We start from the raw sequence: 15,936 nt of genomic DNA, 5'->3' as shown, positions 1-15,936 counted from the left end.
CATGACGTTTATTTCTCACATTGTTGGCGTGTCTGCGCTGAGCGTTCTGGCTGGCATCGCCCAGGCCGACGTCGCCGTGATCATCAACCCCGGCGCGGCCAAAGTGCCGAGCCAGGCAGAAGTGGCCAACATCTTCCTCGGCAAGGACAAGTCTCTGAAAGGCTTCGATCTCAAGGGCTGGAACGCCACCAAGGAAACCTTCTACGCCCAGGTGACCAGCAAGAACGAAGCCCAGCTGAAATCCTACTGGTCGGGTCTGATTTTCACGGGCAAAGGCCAGCCGCTGGCCACATTGGACGATGACGCCGCCGTGGTCGCGCGCGTCGCCAGCGACAGCAATGCCATCGGTTATGTGGACAGCCAGGCTGTCACCGGCTCGGTCAAGGTGCTTTTCACCCTGCGCTAGTCAGGGTGATCGTCGCCCTCGTAAAAAGCGCCGCGATCAATCGCGGCGCTTTTTTGCGTCGTCTTAATAGGAAGCCGGTCCGAAAGACGGGCCGACAGCCTGAAACCGCCCTTTCTACAAACAGAAATGCCAGTTACGCCATAGACTTACGTCCAATGTTGGCTCGCGGGTCCGCGGCCCACCATTACTGACCCGCCGTGTTTGAGCGGCGCACTGGCCACGGGGGAACTCCCGTGCACCTTTTCTGCGGCACCTGAAACCGCTTGGACGAGGCAGTCAGTCTTTTCACACAACACATGGAGTAGCCATGAGCAAGGCGGACGCTTTTGCCGAGGCTGGTAGGACAGCAGTACTGCAGAACATTCAGGGCACCCTTGAATTTCTGCAAAAATTCCCGCCGTTCGATCAGATGGAAAATACCCATCTGGTCACGCTGGTAGAGAATTGCCAGCTGCGTTTCTACGCCCAAGGCGAGCCGATTCTGAGACCCGAAGACGGCCCGGTGGAATATTTCCATATCGTCAAACAGGGACGAATCCAGGGACAGCGCCGCAGCCCGAACGGACACGCCCATGACACCACCTTCGAAATCAGCACCGGCGAGTGTTTTCCCATCGCCGCGCTGATTGGCGAACGTGCCACTCGCACCGCCCATATGGCCGCGACCGACAGTTTCTGTTTGTTGCTCAAGCGCGACGTCTTCCTGCAGTTGCTCAGCCTGTCCAGCGTGTTTCGCGATTTTGCCCTGCGCGGCGTCAGCAGCCTACTCGATCAGGTCAACCAGCAGGTGCAGCGACGGGCGGCGGAAAGCCTGGGCGAGGATTATTCTCTGGATACCCGCCTCGATGCTCTGACCCACCATGCGCCAGTCGTTTGCGTGCCGAGCACGCCATTGCGCACTGCGGTAAGGCTGATGCACGAACAGTCAGTGGGCAGTATCGTCATCGTGGATAGCGAGCATCGCCCGCTGGGCATCTTTACCCTGCGCGACCTGCGCCGGGTGATTGCCGATGCCAGTGCCAACCTGGAGCAGCCGATCCACGACCTGATGACCCATGACCCCTTTTACCTGGGGCCTTCGGCCAGCGCGTTTGACGCGGCCATCGCCATGACTGAGCGGCACATCGCGCATGTCTGCGTGGTGGAAGACGATCGTCTGGTGGGCGTGCTTTCCGAGCGTGACCTGTTTTCCTTGCAACGGGTCGATCTGGTGCATATGGCCCGTGCCATTCGCCATGCGGAAACCATCGAGTCATTGATTGCCCGGCGCAAAAACGTCGGCCTGCTGGTCGAGCGCATGCTGGCCCACGGTGCGAGTTCCACCCAAATCACCCAACTGATCACTCTGCTCAACGACCACACCGTGTGCCGGGTCATCGAATTGAGCATCGAGGAGCTCGGCGATCCCGGCGTGCCCTTCAGCTGGCTGTGTTTTGGCAGCGAAGGTCGCCGCGAACAAACGCTGCACACCGATCAGGACAACGGCATCATGTTCGAGGCCCGTACCGCAGCCGAGGCCGCTTCCCTGCGCGGCCGCCTGCTGCCGCTGGCCGAACACATCAACCAGCGCCTGGATCAGTGCGGCTTCACCTTGTGCAAGGGCGACATCATGGCCGGCAATCCGGAGCTGTGCCTGTCGCGCGCCGAATGGATGCGCCGTTTTCAGGGCTTCGTGCGCGAGGCGACGCCGGAAAATCTGCTCGGCTCGAGCATCTATTTCGATTTGCGTGTGGTCTGGGGCCCGGACCAGGGCTGCCGAGCCGTGCAGAAGGAATTAATGAAACTGATCCACGGCAATACCATGTTTCAACGCATGATGGCCGAGAATTCCCTGCGCCATCGCCCGCCTGTAGGGCGCTTCCGCGATTTCGTGGTCGCCCGCAAAGGCGCGGAAAAAGACACCCTGGACCTCAAGGTGCAAGGCCTGACGCCCTTCGTCGATGGTGCACGGTTACTGGCGCTGGCCCACGGCATCGACGAGACGAATACCCTGGAACGGTTGCGCTTGTTAGTACTCAAAAAAGCCATCGACGCCAAGGACGGAGCGGCCTATGAAGAGGCCTACCACTTTATTCAGCAGATGCGCATGCAGCAGCATCAGCAACAAGCACGACAGGGCCAGCCCTATTCGAACCGGCTGGATCCAGACACCTTGAACCATCTGGATCGCCGCATCCTGCGCGAGTCGTTCCGCCAGGCCCTGCGATTGCAAAGCAGCCTGACACTCCGGTATCAGTTATGAATGCATTCACCACCTGGTTGACTCGACGCAACCCACTCCTCACCGATGCGCAGCGCCGCCGCTGCGAACGACTGCCGCGTGCTGCGGCGCTGAGCGTCGCGCCCTTGAACACTCAGCGCTTTGTTGTAGTGGATGTGGAGACCACCGGCCTGAACCTGCATCGCGATCAGGTGCTGTCGATCGGCGCCGTAGTAATTGATCAAGGCGCGATCCACTTTGCTGAACAGTTCGAGCGCACCCTGCAGCGCGAGTATCAGACGCCTGGGCCCAGCGTCCTGATTCATGGGATCGCACCCAGCGAAATAGCCGCAGGAGACGATCCGGCCGAGGTGCTGCTCGATTTCATGGAGTTCGTTGGCAACAGCCCGCTGCTGGCGTTTCACGCGGGTTTCGATCAGCGCATGCTGACCCGCGCAATGAAGGAAAGCCTGGGTTACAAGCTGCCCAATCCGTTCATCGATCTCGCCCATCTGGCGCCTCTGCTGTGCCCGCAGGTGCGCTTCCCCAATGCCGGGCTCGACGACTGGCTCGAGCATTTTGGGCTGCAAGTGCAGCAACGCCACAATGCCAGTGCCGATGCGCTGGTCAGTGCCGAACTGGCCTTGATCCTGTTCAACCGCGCCCGACGTCAGCAACTCGACAGCCCAGACCTGCTGGCACGGCGTGTCAGCAACTGGAAGCGTCGGCAAGCACACGCGCTGTAAAAATGCCGGCTGTCATGCCCAAGCAGGCGGCCTCGCCGTTACGCGATGTTGCTCGTTAAGCCGGAGTCATCGGGCAGCCGCCTGCAGCGTATCGCAGCTCACCCTCGAGAATAAAAAAGCCGCCTGCCCCCAGAGGGGCAGGCGGCTTTTGACTTTCCAGCACCGCGCGGGATCAGTAGCCCAGTGCGAAGTCTTCTTCAGCCAGGTCCATCAGGTTGTTGGCACCGGACAGCATGGTTGCTGCGTGGGTGCGCGTGCGCGGCAGGATACGCTCGAAGTAGAAGCGGGCGGTCTGCAGCTTGGCCTTGTAGAAGGCTTCTTCGCTGGTGCCAGCAGCCAGTTTCTCGGCGGCCAGGCGAGCCATGTCAGCCCAGAAGTAGGCCAGGCAGGCATAACCGGAGTACATCAGGTAGTCCACCGAGGCGGCGCCGACTTCTTCGCGATCCTTCATGGCAGCCATACCGACCTTCATGGTCAGCTCGCCCCACTCCTTGTTGATCGCCGCCAGCGGCGCGACCAAGTGCTTGACGGCCTCGTTACCTTCGTTGGCCTGGCAGAACTTGTGCACGATCTTGGTGAAACCCTTGAGCGCCTCGCCCTGGGTCATCAGTACCTTGCGACCCAGCAGGTCGAGGGCCTGGATGCCGGTGGTGCCTTCGTACAACATGGAAATACGCGCGTCACGCACGTTCTGCTCCATGCCATGCTCGGCGATGAAACCGTGGCCACCGAAGATCTGCACGCCGTGGTTGGCAGCTTCAAAACCGACTTCGGTCATGAACGCCTTGGCGATCGGGGTGAGGAACGCAAGCATCGCGTCAGCGGCTTTCTTCTCGTCTTCATCCTGGCTGCGCTGGACGATATCCACCTGCTTGGCGGCGAAGTACACCATGGCCCGATTGCCTTCGGCGAAGGCCTTCATGGTCAGCAGCATACGGCGCACGTCCGGGTGCACGATGATCGGGTCGGCGGCTTTCTCAGGCGCTTTCGGGCCAGTCAGCGAACGCATTTGCAGGCGCTCGCGAGCGTAGGCCAGGCCACCCTGGAAACCGATTTCGGCATGGGCCAGACCCTGCAGTGCGGTACCCAGACGTGCAGTGTTCATGAAGGTGAACATGCAGTTCAGGCCCTTGTTGGCCGGGCCGATCAGGAAGCCGGTGGCAGCGTCGAAGTTCATCACGCAGGTGGCGTTGCCGTGGATACCCATCTTGTGTTCGATGGAGCCACAGGACACGCCGTTGCGCTCGCCCACACCGCCTTGGGCGTTGGGCAGGAACTTCGGCACGATGAACAGCGAGATACCCTTGGTGCCGGCCGGTGCGTCGGGCAGGCGGGCCAGCACAATGTGCACGATGTTCTCGGCCATGTCGTGTTCGCCGGCGGAAATGAAGATCTTGGTGCCGGTGACCTTGTAGCTGCCGTCAGCCTGGGGCTCGGCCTTGGTGCGCAGCATGCCCAGGTCGGTGCCGCAGTGCGGTTCGGTCAGGCACATGGTGCCCGTCCATTCACCGGTGACCAGCTTGGTCATGTAGGTGCTGATCTGCTCTTCGGTACCGTGGGCGGAGATGGTGTTCATCGCGCCATGGGACAGGCCGGGGTACATGCCCCAGGACCAGTTGGCCTGGCCGATCATTTCGCTGAAGGCCAGGCTGAGGGATTCCGGCAGACCCTGACCGCCGTGCTCGACGTCGTGGGCCAGGCTCGGCCAGCCGCCTTCGACGAACTGTTGATAGGCTTCCTTGAAACCAGTCGGGGTTTTCACACCCTCAGGGGACCAGACGCAGCCTTCCTGATCGCCCACGCGGTTCAGCGGGGCAATTACTTGTTCGCAGAATTTGGCGCCTTCTTCAAGGATCGCATTGACCGTATCCGGGGTGGCATCTTCACAGCCCGGCAGGCTCTGGTAGTGGGCTTCGTAGCCAAGCAGCTCGTCACGAACGAAACGAATATCGCGCAAGGGGGCCTTGTAGTCGGGCATTGCGGTAAACCTCAGCGGTAGGTCTTTGGGGTGGTGAGCTGCGACACAACCACGCGCGCTCAAACAGTTGTTTGAAACTTACGTTTACCTCCTACCCTTGTCAAGTCCAGGCACACGAACAGGCATAAGCCTAGAAGCCCCCAAACGGGGCTTCCAGACCATCACTATCAACACGGTTTTTCAGCGGGTCAGCAGGGACTGCAGCTGCAGATGTTCAGCTACCTGGGCGGGCTGCGGAGAAGCAAGATGAGGCACGCAACCCAGGCACGGCGCTGGCAGCCGTTCGGTGAGCGTCGCCAGGTTATCCGCCAGTCGAGAGGTGGCCGGATCGACCACATTGGCAACCCAGCCGGCCAATCGCAGGCCGTTGGCGGCAATCGCCTGAGCCGTCAGCAGGGCATGGTTGATACAGCCCAGACGCACGCCCACCACCAGGATCACGGGCAACCGCAGCGCCACGGCCAGGTCGGACAAACAGGCACCGCCGTCCAGCGGCACGTGCCAGCCGCCAGCGCCTTCCACCAGGGTGAAATCCGCCCCAAGCGCGAGCACGCGGCGAGTCGCCGTTACCAGCCCTTCCACGCTCAAGGGCACACCTACTTCCCGGGCCGCCAGATGCGGCGCGATGGCTGGCGCAAAGGCGAAGGGATTCACCGTGGCGTAGTCCAGCGGCAGGCTGCATTCGCCCAGCAAGGCCAGAGCGTCGCCATTGCGCAAACCTTCAGCCGTAACCAGGCAGTCTGAGGCCACCGGTTTGGCCGCCGCCGTGCTCATTCCCAACTGCCGGGCAGCGTGCAACAGACCGGCGGCGATGGTGGTCTTGCCGATTTCGGTGTCAGTACCGGTCACGAAGAACGCGGCCATGCTCAGGAGTCCTTGCGCAGTACGCCGTAGACCACCTGATAGGTGGCCGGTAAACCCTTCGGTTGGCGGAACGTTTCATAGGCCTCGGCCAAGGCGCGCAGCCGCGCCCGCCCGGTCAGACCACCGGGGCGACCCGGATTGAGATTGTGCGCACCGAGCGCCTTGAGCTCATGGGTCAGCTGACGCAGATCGGCAAAATGCAGCACCTCGGCGCGCCGGCTCAAGTGCACCACCTGCAAGTCGCTGTTCGCACACAGGGTCAGATAGTCCTCGAATGCCCGAAAGCGATTGACGTGCACGAAGCCGTCCACCGTCTGCCAGCTGTCGCGCAGTTCCTGCAGCGTGCCGATGCACAGGCTGGAAAATGCCATCACTCCGCCGGGGCTCAGCACGCGGCGCGCCTCGTCGAGCACCGCCGGGAAATCGGCGCACCACTGCAGGGCCAGACTGGAAAAGATCAGCTCCGTCGAGTTGTCCCGCAGCGGCAAGGCCTCGGCATCGCCGGCAATAAAATCCTGCGCACCGCCCAATGGCCGGGCATGGCGCAGCATGCCTTCGGCGATATCCACCGCCACGCCCCGGGCTGCCGGCAGCCGGGCCGACAACTCTCGGGAGAAATACCCGGTGCCGCAGCCCAGGTCGAGCCAGCGCTGTGCCTGCGTGGTGCTTTCCGGCAACTTATCCAGCAACTGCATGCCGACGGTGCGCTGCAACGCCGCAACCCCGTCATAACTGGCCGCTGCGCGGGAAAACGACGCCGCCACCTGGCGCTTGTCGGGCAGGCTTTGGCTGGGGAGCGAAGCATTCATCGTGCGGACTCCTGAATGAACGCCAGCATTGATCCGGCCACCTGCCGCGCATGACTGAAGGGCGCGGCATGACTGGCCTGTTCGATGACTTCGATATGCGCCTGCGGCAGGTGCTGACGCGTGGCCTGCGCTGCCGTTATCGGCACCAACACGTCTTGCTCGGCAAACAGATGCAGTTGCGGTCCCTGCCAGGTCGTCAGAGCGGCCCGGCCATCAAGCTGCGCCAAACATTCCAAGCCGGCAGCCAGCACGCCTTCATCCGCCGCGCTGCGCATACCCTGCAGCTGGCGACGCAAGGCCCGTTGGGCGCTGTCGCCCTGGCTGGCCAGCAGGTCGAAACGCTGCAGCGTTGCGGCGCAGTCCGCTGCCAGCCCCTGGCGAAACGCGGCCAACGTCTCGGCCGGCATGGCGTCGGGCCAATCGCTGCGCTGCTGGAAGCTCGGGTTGCTGGCGATACTGATCAAACCACGGCAAGACACGCCGCGCCGCGCCGCCAGCTGGGCGGCGAGCATGCCTCCCAGCGACCAGCCGCCCAGCCAGGTGTCGCGGGGCAGCTGTGCGTCCAACGCATCGAGCCAGTGCTCGGCTTCGGCCAGCACTGGCAGTTCGGCCAGCTCAACCTGCAGCGCGCCCCTCGAAAAGTCTCGCAGCGCCGTCGCCAGCGGCTGCAGTGCCGCGCTGGAGTAGGACCAGCCGGGCAACAGTAACAGCCGTTCAGCCATGGGCCAGCTCCGCCCAGGCGGTGGCGAGCGCGTCCAGCAACCGCTCCAGATGCGCCTCGCTGTGCGCGGCAGAAAGCGTGACGCGCAAACGCGCGGTGCCGGCCGGTACAGTCGGCGGGCGAATCGCCCCGACCAGAATTCCGAGTTCCTTCAAGCGAGCCGACAGGCGCAAGGCGCGCTGGCTATCACCGATCAGGATGGGCTGGATCGGCGTCGGGCTGTCCATCAGGCTCAGGCCAATCTCGGCCGCGCCCTGGCGAAAGCGTGCGATCAGTCGGTTGAGGTGCTCGCGACGCCAGCCTTCCGTGCGCAGCAGCTGCAGGCTTTTCAGCGTCGCGCAGGCCACGGCCGGTGGTTGGCTGGTGGTGTAGATGTACGGCCGGGCAAACTGGATCAGCGTTTCGATCAGCTCCTCGCTGCCGGCGACGAACGCGCCCGCCGTGCCGAATGCCTTGCCCAGGGTTCCGACCAATACCGGCACGTCGTCCTGATTCAGGCCGAAATGCTCGACGATGCCGCCGCCCGTGGCGCCCAGCGGGCCAAAGCCGTGGGCATCATCGACCAGCAGCCAAGCTCCGGCTTTCTTCGCCTCGGCGACCAGCTCCGGCAGCGGCGCCAGGTCGCCGTCCATGCTGAACACGCCATCGCTGACCACAAGGGTATTGCCTTCGGCCTTGGCCAGTCGCGACGCCAGGCTGGCGGCATCGCTGTGCAGATAGCGCGAAAAGCGCGCACCGCTGAGCAAGCCAGCATCCAGCAGGGAGGCATGGTTGAGGCGATCTTCCAGCACCGTATCGCCCTGGCCGACCAGCGCGGTGACCGCGGCCAGATTGGCCATGTAGCCGGTGGAAAACAGCAGCGCACGAGGCCGGCCAGTGAACTCGGCCAAGGCTTCTTCAAGCTCGTGGTGCGGTGAGCTGTGGCCGATCACCAGATGCGAGGCGCCGCCGCCCACGCCCCAGCGCTCGGCGCCAGCGCGCATCGCCTGGATCACCTCTGGATGGTTGGCCAGGCCCAGATAGTCGTTGGAACAAAAGGCCAGCAGCCGTTCGCCATCGGCCACCACCTCCGGTCCCTGGGGGCTTTGCAGCAACGGACGCTGGCGATAAAGATGCTCGGCACGGCGGGCGGCGAGACGCGTAGCAAGATCGAAACTCATGGGCAGCACCAGAAGCCGGTGGATAACCGCAAGCGGGTTATCCACCCTACAAAAATGGTTGGGCTGGCGTAGGGTGGATCGGGGCGCCCAGCTGACGCTTCATCCATCCACCGAACGTGCCATCAAACCGACGCGGCGTTGTAGAACAGCTTGGAATCACGCTGCTCGACCAGCGCCTGCTCGATGGCGGCTTGGTGCACGTCATCGTCATGCTCTTCGCGGGCTTCCGGCTGGATGCCCAGGCGCGCGAACAGTTGCATGTCCTTGTCGGCCTGCGGATTGGCGGTGGTCAGCAGTTTTTCGCCATAGAAGATCGAGTTGGCGCCCGCAAAGAACGCCAGTGCTTGCATCTGCTCGTTCATCTGTTCGCGACCGGCGGACAGACGCACATGGGATTGGGGCATCATGATGCGCGCCACGGCGAGCATGCGGATGAAGTCGAACGGATCGACATCCTGCGCCTCGGCCAGCGGCGTGCCTTTGACCTTGACCAGCATGTTGATCGGCACGCTCTCCGGGTGCTCCGGCAGGTTGGCCAGTTGAATCAGCAGGCCGGCGCGGTCGTCCAGCGACTCGCCCATGCCGAGGATGCCGCCGGAACAGATCTTCATCCCCGCATCGCGCACGTAGGCCAGGGTTTCCAGGCGGTCGGCATAGGTGCGGGTGGTGATGATGTTGCCGTAGAACTCCGGCGAGGTGTCCAGGTTGTGGTTGTAATAATCCAGGCCGGCTTCAGCCAGGGCTCGGGTCTGCTCCTGATCGAGCTTGCCCAGGGTCATGCAGGTTTCCAGGCCCAGCGCCTTCACACCCTCGACCATCTGCAGCACGTAAGGCATGTCCTTGGCGGAAGGATGTTTCCAGGCCGCGCCCATACAAAAGCGCGTGGAACCGATGGCCTTGGCACGGGCAGCCTCTTCCAGCACCTTCTGCACTTCGAGGAGCTTTTCCTTGTCCAGGCCGGTGTTGTAATGGCCGGATTGCGGGCAGTATTTGCAGTCTTCCGGGCAGGCACCGGTCTTGATCGACAGTAGCGTGGAAACCTGCACGCGGTTCGGGTCGAAATGCTGACGGTGCACCGTCTGTGCCTGGAACAGCAAATCGTTGAACGGCAGCTCGAACAGGCTGCGCACTTCGGCCAGGGTCCAATCGTGACGACTGACAGCGGTTGCGGTGGCGCTCATGGGTTTCCCTTCTTCTTGAACAGCGCCTGCTAGATTTCCCGGCGCGACATGGATGCGCGAAAAACTAGGGGATGGCCCAGGCCTATGTCAACTGCAAAATTTTTACCGGTTTACTACTGGCTAAAAATCAACCACAAATGCCTGCTTTGCGACGAACTCGCCGAACAGTCGTTGCCACTGTGTGCCCCCTGCGAGACCGACCTGCCTTGGCTGGCCGGGCAATGCGCCGTGTGCGCGCTGCCTTTGCCGACCCAGGGGCTGACATGTGGCGCCTGTATGCGTCAGCTGCCGGCCTTCAGTAGGGTCGAAGCACCTTGGCATTACGCCTTTCCAATCGACACCCTGATTACCCGCTTCAAGCATCAGGCTCGTTGGCCACTGGGCCGCTTGCTCGCCGAGCTGCTCGCGCGGCATTTGCGCCATGCGTATGCCGAAGGCCTGCCGCGCCCGCATCGCATTTTGCCGGTTCCCCTGGCCCGCTCCCGACAACGGCAGCGCGGATTCAACCAGGCAGCCATGCTAAGTAACTGGCTGGGTCGCGAACTGCATCTGCCAGTGGACGAGCACTTGCTGCTGCGCGCCCGTGACACGGCCGCCCAGCAAGGCTTGGATGCACGCGCCCGGCAACGCAACCTGCGCCAGGCATTTGCCTTGTCCGCCAGCGCGGCGGCAGTCATTGCGAATCAACATCTGGCGCTGGTCGACGATGTACTTACCACGGGCGCCACCGCCCAAGCCTTGGCTCACCTGTTGCGCCAGGCGGGCGCGGCGCGTGTCGATGTCTACTGCCTGGCGCGCACACCTAAACCCGGCGTTTGAGCTTTGATATGCTCGGCTGAAAAAAACGGGCTTTCCATGGACAGTATTGACACCCTCATCATCGGCGCCGGCGCACTCGGCCTGGCTTGTGCAGCGCGCCTGGCCGACCCGCAGCGCAGTACCCTGATCGTCGAAGCCGAACGGTTGATCGGCAGCCACACCTCCAGCCGCAATTCGGAAGTCATCCACGCCAGCCTGTATTACCCGCCGGGCTCGCTCAAGGCCGAACTCTGCCTGGAAGGTCGCGAGCGTCTGTATGCCTGGTGCCGCCAGTACCAGGTGGCGCACCGGCAGATCGGCAAGCTACTGGTGGCTGTCGAGGATGCCGAGCAAGAGCAATTGGCCGGCCTGCTAGCCAATGCCCACGCCTGTAACGTAAACGACTTGCAGACCCTCGACGCCCGCCAGTTACAGCAGTTGGAGCCGGCCGTGCGTGGCGTAGCCGGGTTGCTGTCGCCGAGCACCGGCATCATCGACAGTCACGCCTACCTGCAGTCCCTGCTCGCTGCCGCCGAACAGCAAGGCGCGCAGCTGGTCCTGGATACCCGGGTCACCCAACTGCAGAAGATGGGTGACGGTTGGCTGGCCAGCGGCATCAGCGCCGGCGAGCCGTTCCAGATCCGGACCCAGCAGGTCATCAATGCCGGCGGGCTGTTCGCCCAACAGCTGGCGGCGGCGACTGAGGGTCTGGCACCTGGGTCCATCCCTGCACTGCACCTGTGCCAGGGCCGCTATTTCAACTACAGCGGACGCTCGCCGTTCAGCCGGCTGATTTATCCGTTGCCGGCAGCCAACCAAGCCGGGCTCGGCATTCACGCCACCCTGGATCTGGGCGGCCAGCTGCGTTTCGGCCCCGATGTGCATTACCTGCAACACATCGATTACGCGGTCGATCCCACTCTGCGGGAGTCTTTCGCTCAGGCCGTGCGCCGCTATTTCCCCGACCTCGACAGCCAGCGCCTGGAGCCCGGCTACAGCGGCATCCGGCCAAAGCTTTCCGGCCCTGGCGAACCTGCGGCGGATTTTCATATCCAATTGCCGTCCAGTCATGGCCTGCCCGGACTGGTCAACCTGTTTGGCATTGAATCGCCGGGGCTCACCGCCAGCCTGGCAATCGCCGACCGTATCGCTCAAGCCCTGTGATCTGCCCGCTTGGCGGTACGCGTCAAGAGCGTCAATGCGTATACTTCCTCGCCAAATCCATCCATTTACCCGTAAGGACTTGTCCATGAAAGCGCTCGGCAAAATCCTGGGCATTATTTTCCTTGGGCTCTTGCTGATCCTGGTCGGTCTGGGTTTCGCCCTCACCCACTGGTTCGATCCCAACGACTACAAGGACGAAATTCGTCAGTTGGCACGCGACAAAGCCAACCTGGAATTGACCCTCAACGGTGACATCGGCTGGAGCCTGTTCCCCTGGCTGGGCCTGGAACTGCACCAGACGACCCTGGCCAGTGCGCAAACACCGCAACAGCCCTTCGCCGAGCTGCGCATGCTGGGTCTTTCGGTGCGTGTACTGCCGCTGCTGCGCAAAGAAGTGCAGATGAGTGACATCCGCATTGATGGCCTCAACCTCACGTTGCAGCGCGACGAACAAGGGCACGGCAACTGGGAAAACATCGGCCAGCCGGCCAAAGACAGCGCCCGCGATGACACGCCGGTCGCACAAAGCACGCCCCCCGAGCCTGCCGAGGGTGCCAAGGACAACGCAGCCCTGCCGATCCAGCTGGATATCGATAGCCTGAAGGTCAACGACGCCCGCTTCAGTTACCACGATGCGCAAACCGGCCAGCAGTTCAGCGCCGAAAGCATTCAATTGGAAACCGACGCGATTCGCGAAGGCGCCTCCATTCCGCTGAAACTAAGCGCCTTCTTCGGCACCAACCAGCCGGTCATGCGCGCGCGCACTGAAGTGCGCGGCAACCTTCGCTTCGATACAGCGCTACAACGCTACCAACTGGAAAATCTGCGCCTGACCGGCGAGGCGTCCGGCGAACCGCTGAATGCCAAGACCGTGACCTTCAGCGCCCAGGGAGAATTGCTGGTCGATCTGGAGGCGCAGATCGCCGAATGGAACAGCCTGAAGTTTTCCGCCAATCAGCTGCATGCGCTAGGCGACCTTAAGGTTCGCGAGCTTGATGACGAGGCACAGATCAGTGGTGGCCTGTCCATCGCCGCCTTCAATCTGCGTGATTTCCTCGAAGGTCTTGGCCAGACGCTGCCGGAGATGGCCGACGCCAATGCTCTGGGCAGGCTCGAAATGTCCACCCGTCTGAGCGGCACGCCAAACAGTATCCTGATGGAAGAGCTGCGCCTCAAACTCGACGACACCACACTCACCGGTAACGTGGCCGTTGCCGACTTTAGCACCCTTGCATTGCGCGCCCAGCTCAAGGGCGATCGGATGGACCTGGACCGCTACCTGCCGCCGAAAAGCGAGGCGGACAGCGCCAGCACTGCGCGCCAGGCCGAGGTAAAAAGCTCCAGCCAGGCCGCCGGAGACGGCAATTCGCCGCTGCCCAACGCACCCACTCAGCAAGCCTGGAGCGATGCGCCGATTCTGCCCATGGACCTGCTGCGTCAGCTGGATTTCCAGCTCGCAGTCAACTTTGGCGAACTGGTCTTCGACAAGCATCCGATCAGCAATGCCAGTCTGAGTACCCAAGGCAAGGCCGGCCTGATCACCCTCAAGGAGCTGCGCGCCGATCTGTATAACGGTCATGTCGACGCTAGCGGCAAGGTCGATGTGCGCAACGCCTTGCCACAGTTGGCCATCGCCAGCACGATCAGCAACCTGCCGGCAGACAAGTTCATCCAACTGGACAACCAGCCCTCGCCCATCAAGGGCCTGCTCGACCTCAAGGCCGACTTCAGCACACGGGGCAACAGCCAGAAAAGCTGGGTCGACAACCTCAATGGCAAAGCCGACTTCCTGTTTAGCGACGGCGTGCTGGTCGATGCCAACCTCGACCAGTACCTGTGCAAGGCCATCGCCACGCTCAACCGCAAGGAGCTGAGCAAGGAATCGCGCAGCCGGGATACGCCGTTCGAGCAATTGCGCGGCAACCTGGTGGTCACTAATGGCGTGGCCAACAACCCGGATTTCAAAGCTAGCATTCCCGGCCTGGCCATCAGCGGCAACGGCAGCCTCGACCTGCGCGTGCTCGGCCTGGATTACCACATCGGCATTCTTATCAAGGGTGACCAGCGCGAAATGCCCGACCCGGCCTGCCAGGTCAATGAACGCTACGTCGGCCTGGAATGGCCGCTGCGCTGCCGTGGCCCGCTGGAGCTGGGCGCCAAGGCTTGCCGTATCGACCAGGACGGCCTGGGCAAGATCGCCGGCAAGCTGGCGGGCGAGAAACTCACCGAAAAGCTCGATGAAAAACTTGGCGACAAGGTCAGCCCGGAGCTCAAGGACGCCCTCAAGGGCCTGTTCAAACGATGAGTCCCGAGTATTTCGGCGCGGCCGTGCTGGCGTGGTATGACCAGCATGGCCGCAAGGACCTGCCCTGGCAACAAGGCATCACGCCTTATCGGGTGTGGGTCTCGGAGATCATGCTGCAGCAGACCCAGGTCGCCACCGTGCTGGGTTATTTCGATCGGTTCATGGCGGCCCTGCCCACCGTCCAGGCCCTGGCCGACGCGCCGGAAGATGAAGTCCTGCACCTGTGGACCGGCCTGGGCTACTACACCCGCGCGCGCAACCTGCACAAGGCGGCAAAAATCGTCGTCGCGCAACATGGCGGTGAATTTCCACGCGACGTCGAGCAACTCACGGAACTGCCCGGCATCGGTCGCTCCACCGCCGGGGCCATCGCCAGCCTGAGCATGGGCCTGCGCGCGCCGATCCTCGACGGCAACGTGAAACGCGTGCTGGCACGCTACGCCGCTCAGGACGGCTATCCGGGCGAGCCCAAGGTTGCCAAGCAACTCTGGGCGCTTGCCGAGCGCCTCACCCCGCACGCGCGCGTCAATCATTACACCCAGGCGATGATGGATCTTGGCGCCACGCTGTGTACACGCAGCAAGCCGACCTGCCTGCTCTGCCCGCTGCGCGAAGGCTGCCGCGCGCAGCTGCTCGGCCAGCAAAGCGCCTATCCGGTGCCCAAGCCGCGCAAGGAGCTGCCGCAGAAGCACACCTTGATGCCGGTGTTCGCCAATGCCGAGGGCAGCATCCTGCTCTACCGACGCCCTTCCAGCGGCCTGTGGGGCGGTTTGTGGAGCCTGCCGGAAGTCGCGGCACTGCCTGACCTGCATGCGCTGGCCCAGCGTTACGGCCTGGAGCTGGGCGAACCCCGTCGCCTGCCCGCCTTCACCCACACCTTCAGCCATTTCCAGTTGAGCATCGAGCCCTGGCTGGTGCCGACCAGCGCCTTGAGCAGCGTCGTGGCCGAAGACGACTGGCTTTGGTATAACCTTGCCACCCCGCCGCGCCTGGGCCTCGCCGCCCCGGTGAAAAAACTGCTCAAGCGCGCGGCCGATGAATTGATCGCAGGAGAATTGTCATGACCCGTACGGTGCACTGCCGCAAATACCACGAAGATTTGCCCGGCCTCGACCGCCAGCCCTATCCGGGCGCCAAGGGCGAAGACATTTTCAATAACGTGTCGAAGAAGGCCTGGGATGAGTGGCAAAAGCACCAGACCATGCTGATCAACGAACGTCATCTGAACATGATGAATGCCGAAGACCGCAAATTCCTGCAGCTCGAGATGGACAAATTTCTCTCAGGCGAAGAATTCGCACAGGCCGAAGGCTACGTGCCTCCAAGTGCCTAAAAAACAGCCAAGTACTTAAATAAACAGCTTTTTCTACCGCCGCCGGTTGACTCGGTGGCGGTAAAACCGGTTTAATGCCGCCCGTTGTTGCCCAGGTAGCTCAGTCGGTAGAGCAGGGGATTGAAAATCCCCGTGTCGGCGGTTCGATTCCGTCCCTGGGCACCACTTTTTATCAGGTGCTCAAATTCCTGATATGCCCAGGTAGCTCAGTCGGTAGAGCAGGGGATTGAAAATCCCCGTGTCGGCGGTTCGATTCCGTCCCTGGGCACCA

14 protein-coding genes and 2 tRNA genes are annotated in these 15,936 nt (G+C 62.6%); 10 read left to right on the top strand and 6 right to left on the bottom strand.

Going from position 1 to position 15,936, the window contains the following annotated elements:
- Window position 1: 1 nt before the first annotated feature.
- From H9642_RS01220 to H9642_RS01210, 3 genes are all read left to right on the top strand, one after another.
- Window positions 2-406, top strand: a complete 405-nt coding sequence (locus H9642_RS01220; RefSeq protein WP_251834590.1) for a phosphate ABC transporter substrate-binding protein — start codon at window positions 2-4, stop codon at window positions 404-406.
- Window positions 407-713: 307 nt separating this feature from the next.
- Window positions 714-2,648: a putative nucleotidyltransferase substrate binding domain-containing protein gene (locus H9642_RS01215; protein ID WP_251834589.1), complete on the top strand. Its 1,935-nt coding sequence runs from the start codon at window positions 714-716 to the stop codon at window positions 2,646-2,648.
- On the top strand, window positions 2,645-3,352 hold the full coding sequence (locus H9642_RS01210) for a 3'-5' exonuclease (protein WP_251834588.1): 708 nt from the start codon (window positions 2,645-2,647) through the stop codon (window positions 3,350-3,352). Before H9642_RS01215 ends, H9642_RS01210 begins: the two co-directional genes overlap by 4 nt.
- A 172-nt stretch (window positions 3,353-3,524) precedes the next feature.
- Here H9642_RS01210 and H9642_RS01205 read toward each other — a convergent pair whose 3' ends face one another.
- The 6 genes from H9642_RS01205 to bioB all read right to left on the bottom strand — a co-directional run bounded on the left by H9642_RS01205 (window position 3,525) and on the right by bioB (window position 10,065).
- Window positions 3,525-5,330 carry a phenylacyl-CoA dehydrogenase gene (locus H9642_RS01205; RefSeq protein WP_251834587.1) on the bottom strand — a complete coding sequence of 602 codons (1,806 nt, stop codon included), beginning with the start codon at window positions 5,328-5,330 and terminating at the stop codon, window positions 3,525-3,527.
- A 180-nt stretch (window positions 5,331-5,510) separates the two neighbouring features.
- Complete coding sequence (gene bioD / locus H9642_RS01200) at window positions 5,511-6,194, bottom strand: dethiobiotin synthase (RefSeq protein ID WP_251834586.1); 684 nt, start codon at window positions 6,192-6,194, stop codon at window positions 5,511-5,513.
- Between the two features lie 2 nt (window positions 6,195-6,196).
- Entirely contained in the window at window positions 6,197-7,003 is an 807-nt protein-coding gene (gene bioC, locus H9642_RS01195; protein WP_251834585.1) for a malonyl-ACP O-methyltransferase BioC, read from the bottom strand.
- Window positions 7,000-7,725: an alpha/beta fold hydrolase gene (locus tag H9642_RS01190; protein ID WP_251834584.1), complete on the bottom strand. Its 726-nt coding sequence runs from the start codon at window positions 7,723-7,725 to the stop codon at window positions 7,000-7,002. Before H9642_RS01190 ends, bioC begins: the two co-directional genes overlap by 4 nt.
- Window positions 7,718-8,884: an 8-amino-7-oxononanoate synthase gene (gene bioF / locus H9642_RS01185; RefSeq protein WP_251834583.1), complete on the bottom strand. Its 1,167-nt coding sequence runs from the start codon at window positions 8,882-8,884 to the stop codon at window positions 7,718-7,720. The genes H9642_RS01190 and bioF overlap by 8 nt, the downstream gene beginning before the upstream one ends.
- A 122-nt stretch (window positions 8,885-9,006) precedes the next feature.
- Window positions 9,007-10,065, bottom strand: coding sequence for a biotin synthase BioB (gene bioB, locus H9642_RS01180; RefSeq protein WP_251834582.1), 1,059 nt, complete (start codon window positions 10,063-10,065; stop codon window positions 9,007-9,009).
- Window positions 10,066-10,149: 84 nt separating this feature from the next.
- Between bioB and H9642_RS01175 the strand changes: the two genes are divergently transcribed.
- The 7 genes from H9642_RS01175 to H9642_RS01145 all read left to right on the top strand — a co-directional run bounded on the left by H9642_RS01175 (window position 10,150) and on the right by H9642_RS01145 (window position 15,936).
- On the top strand, window positions 10,150-10,884 hold the full coding sequence (locus tag H9642_RS01175; RefSeq protein ID WP_251834581.1) for a ComFC family protein: 735 nt from the start codon (window positions 10,150-10,152) through the stop codon (window positions 10,882-10,884).
- Between the two features lie 36 nt (window positions 10,885-10,920).
- Window positions 10,921-12,027 carry an NAD(P)/FAD-dependent oxidoreductase gene (locus tag H9642_RS01170; RefSeq protein ID WP_251834580.1) on the top strand — a complete coding sequence of 369 codons (1,107 nt, stop codon included), beginning with the start codon at window positions 10,921-10,923 and terminating at the stop codon, window positions 12,025-12,027.
- A gap of 85 nt (window positions 12,028-12,112) precedes the next feature.
- Window positions 12,113-14,332, top strand: a complete 2,220-nt coding sequence (locus tag H9642_RS01165; protein ID WP_251834579.1) for an AsmA family protein — start codon at window positions 12,113-12,115, stop codon at window positions 14,330-14,332.
- Entirely contained in the window at window positions 14,329-15,396 is a 1,068-nt protein-coding gene (mutY, locus tag H9642_RS01160) for an A/G-specific adenine glycosylase (protein ID WP_251834578.1), read from the top strand. Before H9642_RS01165 ends, mutY begins: the two co-directional genes overlap by 4 nt.
- Window positions 15,393-15,665 (top strand): oxidative damage protection protein, encoded by a 273-nt coding sequence (locus H9642_RS01155; protein WP_251834577.1) that lies wholly within the window; start codon window positions 15,393-15,395, stop codon window positions 15,663-15,665. The genes mutY and H9642_RS01155 overlap by 4 nt, the downstream gene beginning before the upstream one ends.
- An 89-nt stretch (window positions 15,666-15,754) precedes the next feature.
- A tRNA-Phe gene (locus tag H9642_RS01150) sits at window positions 15,755-15,830 on the top strand.
- A gap of 30 nt (window positions 15,831-15,860) precedes the next feature.
- Window positions 15,861-15,936, top strand: a tRNA-Phe gene (locus H9642_RS01145).

The sequence above is a fragment of the Serpens gallinarum genome (genome assembly GCF_014836765.1).
Classification (GTDB): domain Bacteria; phylum Pseudomonadota; class Gammaproteobacteria; order Pseudomonadales; family Pseudomonadaceae; genus Serpens; species Serpens gallinarum.
This window is presented reverse-complemented; position numbering and strand designations above follow the sequence as displayed.

What these genes read in the sequence shown, in the direction of transcription:
- H9642_RS01220 (WP_251834590.1), top strand. Translation starts at nt 2, where the DNA reads ATGACGTTTATTTCTCACATTGTTGGCGTGTCTGCGCTGAGCGTTCTG.
- H9642_RS01215 (WP_251834589.1), top strand. Translation starts at nt 714, where the DNA reads ATGAGCAAGGCGGACGCTTTTGCCGAGGCTGGTAGGACAGCAGTACTG.
- H9642_RS01210 (WP_251834588.1), top strand. Translation starts at nt 2,645, where the DNA reads ATGAATGCATTCACCACCTGGTTGACTCGACGCAACCCACTCCTCACC.
- H9642_RS01205 (WP_251834587.1), bottom strand. Translation starts at nt 5,330, where the DNA reads ATGCCCGACTACAAGGCCCCCTTGCGCGATATTCGTTTCGTTCGTGAC.
- bioD (WP_251834586.1), bottom strand. Translation starts at nt 6,194, where the DNA reads ATGGCCGCGTTCTTCGTGACCGGTACTGACACCGAAATCGGCAAGACC.
- bioC (WP_251834585.1), bottom strand. Translation starts at nt 7,003, where the DNA reads ATGAATGCTTCGCTCCCCAGCCAAAGCCTGCCCGACAAGCGCCAGGTG.
- H9642_RS01190 (WP_251834584.1), bottom strand. Translation starts at nt 7,725, where the DNA reads ATGGCTGAACGGCTGTTACTGTTGCCCGGCTGGTCCTACTCCAGCGCG.
- bioF (WP_251834583.1), bottom strand. Translation starts at nt 8,884, where the DNA reads ATGAGTTTCGATCTTGCTACGCGTCTCGCCGCCCGCCGTGCCGAGCAT.
- bioB (WP_251834582.1), bottom strand. Translation starts at nt 10,065, where the DNA reads ATGAGCGCCACCGCAACCGCTGTCAGTCGTCACGATTGGACCCTGGCC.
- H9642_RS01175 (WP_251834581.1), top strand. Translation starts at nt 10,150, where the DNA reads ATGTCAACTGCAAAATTTTTACCGGTTTACTACTGGCTAAAAATCAAC.
- H9642_RS01170 (WP_251834580.1), top strand. Translation starts at nt 10,921, where the DNA reads ATGGACAGTATTGACACCCTCATCATCGGCGCCGGCGCACTCGGCCTG.
- H9642_RS01165 (WP_251834579.1), top strand. Translation starts at nt 12,113, where the DNA reads ATGAAAGCGCTCGGCAAAATCCTGGGCATTATTTTCCTTGGGCTCTTG.
- mutY (WP_251834578.1), top strand. Translation starts at nt 14,329, where the DNA reads ATGAGTCCCGAGTATTTCGGCGCGGCCGTGCTGGCGTGGTATGACCAG.
- H9642_RS01155 (WP_251834577.1), top strand. Translation starts at nt 15,393, where the DNA reads ATGACCCGTACGGTGCACTGCCGCAAATACCACGAAGATTTGCCCGGC.